At 64.8% G+C, this 5,062-nt stretch carries 2 protein-coding genes and 1 pseudogene; all 3 read right to left on the bottom strand.

Annotated elements, in window-relative coordinates; genetic code table 11:
- Positions 1-1,332: pseudogene (locus Q1M07_RS09325) on the bottom strand (chromosome segregation protein SMC); the annotation flags it as partial.
- A gap of 4 nt (positions 1,333-1,336) precedes the next feature.
- Positions 1,337-4,609, bottom strand: a complete 3,273-nt coding sequence (locus Q1M07_RS09320; RefSeq protein ID WP_034913414.1) for a DUF1156 domain-containing protein — start codon at positions 4,607-4,609, stop codon at positions 1,337-1,339.
- Between the two features lie 20 nt (positions 4,610-4,629).
- Positions 4,630-4,929, bottom strand: coding sequence for an NYN domain-containing protein (locus Q1M07_RS09315; RefSeq protein WP_288130293.1), 300 nt, complete (start codon positions 4,927-4,929; stop codon positions 4,630-4,632).
- Positions 4,930-5,062 lie beyond the last annotated feature (133 nt).

Raw genomic sequence — 5,062 nt, 5'->3', positions numbered from 1 at the left:
CTCCTGCAGCGGTGCCACGCCCGCCGCCTCGTCGATCAGCGCCAGCAGCGCCTGCCGACCACTGCCGGCCATCGCGGCGATCTGGCCTTGCGAGAACAGGCGCAGCGGGAAACGTGCGCCAAGATTGTGCTGGCTGGTCGACGTCTGCCAGGCGCCCCGGCCATCCGCCTCCTGCGCCTCGACACCGCCGCCTTGCCGCCACACCAGTCGGCTGTCGCCCCCGTCGTGTCGCCATTCGATCCGAATCTCGGTATTCTCGCGCAGCGCGCCCTCGCCGTCGCGTCCCTTGGCGACCTTGCAGAAGTCGGCGAAGCGCCTGCGGGGTTCGGCATCGTCAGCCAGCCGGTGCAGTTCGTCGGCACGCGCCGTGGCCAGGCGCAGCGCGTGCACCACGGTGGACTTGCCGGTGCCGCGTCCGCCAACAATGGCGTTGAAGAACGGCGAGAGATCCAACCGGGCCGGCTGGCCGTTGCCCATGTAGTGAGCCTGGTCAATCTCGATCGCACGGATCAGGTGCGCCGGCACGCGGAAGGGGTCGAACGCGCCTTCGTCGCTGCGCCGGACCGATACGCCGTTGCCGTCCAGGAGCGCCAGCCGCAGGCCCTCCAACGTGGGAGCCGCCATCTTCACCCAGGTGAATGTGCTGCCCGGCACCTTGCTGCCCTGGAAGCTGTGGCAGTCGCTACCAAGCACGGCGGCCAGACTTGAGCGATGCCTTTCCGCACACTGCGGCCACGGCTGCCTCGGATCGCACCACTCGACGGCCAGCAGTCCTTCGACCTCCAGCGCTTGCCGCAGGGTGTGGGCATCCAGCGCCGGACCGGTGGAATCCGGCCGGCACTGCAGCAGGCCCTTGGCCCCATCGGCATGGGCCGGCACCGGGATGCCGCCCGCGTCGATGATGGCGAGAATCACCTCGGCCACACCCTTGCTCGTCACCCCGTCGCTATCGCCTTTGCTGCCCTGGTAGCCGACGGCGCCCAGCAGCGTGTCGATGTCTGCGGTGGTGCGGCCGGGGTCGAAGATCGCCAGCACGTGCACGCCAGCGTTGGCCGAGATCTCCAACCCAGGGAAGATCGTCAGTTCGCGGAAGCCCTGCGGCCGCGCGGATTCCATCCGGCCATAGGCGGCTTTCAGCGCATCGATCCATGTGCCACTGTTATGGTCGGTCACCGCCACGCAGTCGATTCCGCAGGCCATGTAGCCAAGCAGCCAGTTCTCGGGCGAAAGATCGGCGCGGTTCTTCGCCCAGTAGGTGTCGGCGGATGCCGGCGTGTGCGTGTGAAAATCGAACTTCCACCAGCGCGACCCCGGATAGTTCCATGATGTCATCGGATCACCCTCCCAACGCCAGTGCCTGCTGCGGTGTGCTGCCGACCGAGCGCAGGTAGTTCTGCAAGCGCTCCAGGAGCGAGCACTCTTCCGTGCAGCCCTCGGCGCGGCTCTTCTCGATCAAGGCCTGGATCAACTGGATGAACACCTGGCTGCGACGCAACGCGCGGCTGTCCAGAAACGCGTTGACCGTGACGACGTCGCCGGCCACCCAGAGCTGCATCAGCTTGTGCACCTGGTCGATGAGCGGAATCGCCCGGCCGCTGGCCGTTTCCATCCCGAGCGAGCGGTGCTTGCGAGCGCGCCAGTCCCGGAGCCTGTACTTGCCGCCGCCGCCCGAAGACGGCGATTCGTCGGCATCGCCGTCCTCTTCGTTTCCGGCATCTTCTTCGTCTTCTGCCGCTGTCGAGCTGCCGCTGCGCGCGAGCAATTCGTACTGGTCAGTGAGCTCGCGCTCGGACAGGCCACAAGACACCGCGTAGAGGATGCACGGACCGGCCGGTGCCTCTTTCAGGCCGAAGTCGTTGCGGTGCAACAGGTAGTAGGTCGTCACATCGTCCAGCGGATGGTCTCCGGAAGTGGGTTCGCCCTGACCATGCGACAGCACGCGGCCGACGACGAAGTCGACCACGATGCGCCGCACGTGGCCGAGGAAGTCGGTGACCGACATCAGAGCACCCGCCTCGGATACCTTCTTTACGGCCGGATACCGGCTGTACGACTCCAGCGCCGGACCGGTGGCGGCCCAGATGAAGTCCGGCCCGCGAATGCCGGCGTCCCAGAAGTCGCGCAGCCTGGTCGTGATGCTGGCCTCCATTTCCTTGAGTACCTGCGTGTCCCAGCCGGCTCGGGCGAGCGGGTCGCGCTTCTTGCAGACCAGCCAGACGGAGGACGAGAGCGCGGCCGAGGCTAGCGAGCGCGTGCGGGCCTCACGTTCTGTCTGGATGGGCCACGATCCATCGACCACGAATCCGGCGCGGATAATGGCCGACACCAAAGTTTCCCACGCATCGGGGTGTTTGTGGGCGAACACGATGACGAGCCGTCCTTCCGGTCGCAACGCGCCATGGCAAGTCTTGAACGCCGCTGCCATACCGGCTTCGTAGTTGCGCTTCGAGGCTTGCTTGTCGCCGCCGAAACGCGATGCGTCGTCGATCAGCTCGCCATCGTTGGCGGCATGGTCCCACTTCGGCGCAAGCGGCTCGGCGAAGGCTTCGTCTAGTTGTGGCGAAAGCCCATTCAGCGTGCGCCGCAACCAGACGTGAAAGAAATCCATCAGGTCGGAGTACGGAATCGCGTCATAGTAGGGTGGGTCGGTGACGACAACATCGAACTCGCCCGCCACCGGCCTTGCTGCCGAATTCAGGGCTATCGTGGGCACTGGCGCATCCAGCGCGAACCGGCCCGCATGCTCGACGTATTGCGCCAGCCATTCGATTCCGCCTGGGTAGCCACCGGAGGCATCCGCAAGCACGGAGGTTTCCGCGAAGTCCCAGTTCATCGGCAGCGCAAAGCGCACGAAAGTGTTGCGGATCTGGTCGTAACCAACCGTCCACGAGCACAAGGCGCTGCCGCGGTCGGCGATCCGATCGAGCACCGTGGATACGAGAGCACTGATGGCCTCAACCTGCGCCACTGGCAAACCCTCTTCCAGGAGCCGCGCCGGCAATCGGCGCGTCGCACGCAACAAGCCGCTGAGGCCCAGCAGTTGCCGGGGCGTAAACAGCTTCTGCCACTGGTCGAGCCCGTAACCATCAACTGAGAATGCCCTTGCTGCCCCGGCGCCACCCTTGGGCGTTGGTTCCACGGGCAAGCCGAACGGTACCTCAGCAAACGCCCGCTCCAATTCACCTTCTGCCGCACGCGCCATATCGATCTCGTGCGCGGTCGGTAGCCGATACTCTTTCCCCTTTGGCCCATTCATGACTACCGCCGTCATTACGCTACCCAGTCGGCCGGCGCGTCCCTCCAACCGAAGGTCTTCCATCGTCATGATGGTACCGCAGCATGGGCAGGTGACTCCCGATCGACTCATCGTTCCTTGCCCGAGTTTCTTGTCGTACTCGCGGCGCTGCGCGGCGTTGCCGCCCTGGACCTTGGCGCTGACGTCAATCCCGAACTCCACCCCACTCCGGTCTGCGCGCAACCGGATCGTGAGCACGGCGCGCTTGTCGTCCTTCTTGGCAAGCCATCGGGTCTTGAGCAGCGGCAGTTCTGCCCGGCAAGCCTTGCAGCGGACCGTACGCGCCCAGAGATACGCGACGGTCGGTTTGCTGATCCAGCGCGGCTTGGCCGGATTGTCCATGTGGTCGGCGTCGAAACCTGTATTGAGCAGATCGATTTGAGGCTCGCCGGCATCGTTCAGGGGTACGAGCTTGAGCGGCTCGTCCACATCCAGCGGTACCCGTGCGTAGGGCTTCAGCGTGCAGTACTCTGCGTAGCATGGATAGAAGCGCGCTAGACTCCGACGAGCCTGCTTCAGCACCCAGCGACCCCAGGCTCGCACATGCCAGGCGAGGTCGGCATTCAGCAGCGCAGGATCAAGTTTCGGGTGATCGAGCAGGCTCAAGGTTTCGCCGCGATCGATTGACGCAAGGGTGTGGGCTGCGGGGCGTAGCGCCGGTGCGGCGGCCAGCTCGCGCAGGTGCCGCCTGATCTCGGCCGGCGTCAGTCCCCTGGCCTTGAAGTAGTCAGCCATGAATGCCGCATCCTGCAGGGCAAACGGTGGCAACGAGCGGGTTTGCCCTGCGAGCTTCTGCGGATATTCCAACGTGCACTTCAAGATGAACCACGCGACCGGGTTGATATCGACCGCCGTCACATCGCAGCCAAGACGCATGGCCTCCAGCGGGATCGCGCCACCGCCGGCGAAGGGGTCCAGCACGCGTGGCGCACGCCCACCGTAAGTCTTGCGAATCTCCTCACGAAACCAGGCCATGTCGGGGCCGGTTTCGCGCCCCCAATGCAGGACGCCGCCGGTCGTCTCCAGCGATTCGATCTCCTCGACCCGGCCGTTCGGCATCTTCTTGTTCTTGAGCGTCTTGTTGAGTGTGCCGCCCAGCCGCTTGAGAAGTTCGTCGCGCTTCTCCTTGTCGCCTGGATCGGGCAGCAGGGTCGCAATCAATGCCGCACGGCAAGCCGCCAGGGGCCGACGCGCCGGCCAGATGTGCAGCGTGGAGATGTGCCCATGACGCACGTTCTTCTCGTGCACCGAGTCGATCGAGGTCTGCTTGAGGGGGAAGGCCACCTCGATAAGACGCTTGTCGTTGTGAGGCATGAGGATGCTTTCTGTTTGGTTTAGCGCCATGTGGCTGGGCGCTGCAGCATGAAGCCGTTTGGCTTGACGATGGAATCGGGAAGCTGGTTGGCGCGTAGCTTGTCTTCGCCGATGCTTAGGTAGCCGCTAGCGCAACGCTTGAGTTCGCTCGAATACCGCCGCGGCGGGAACGCGACGATGACTCGCTTGGCGGGGAAGCGCTGGCGCACGCGATGGATCGGGGTGGTCAGGTCGCTGTCGCCCGAGATGACCAGCGCGACATCGAAGGCATCGTCGAGTGCGTCGAGGAGCAACTGGATGGCGATGTTCACGTCGGTCATCTTCTCTTGTACCGCTTGAACCCGGAATGCTTCAGTCCGAAGTACAGGTTGAACCCGTCCACGTAGGCAACTACGCGCTCCATTCACGCCTCCCAGGATTGTCGTGACGAGCGCTTGACGAAGGCCCAATCCG

Source organism: Accumulibacter sp. (assembly GCF_029255285.1).
In the GTDB taxonomy this organism is placed as follows: Bacteria; Pseudomonadota; Gammaproteobacteria; order Burkholderiales; family Rhodocyclaceae; genus Accumulibacter.
This window is presented reverse-complemented; position numbering and strand designations above follow the sequence as displayed.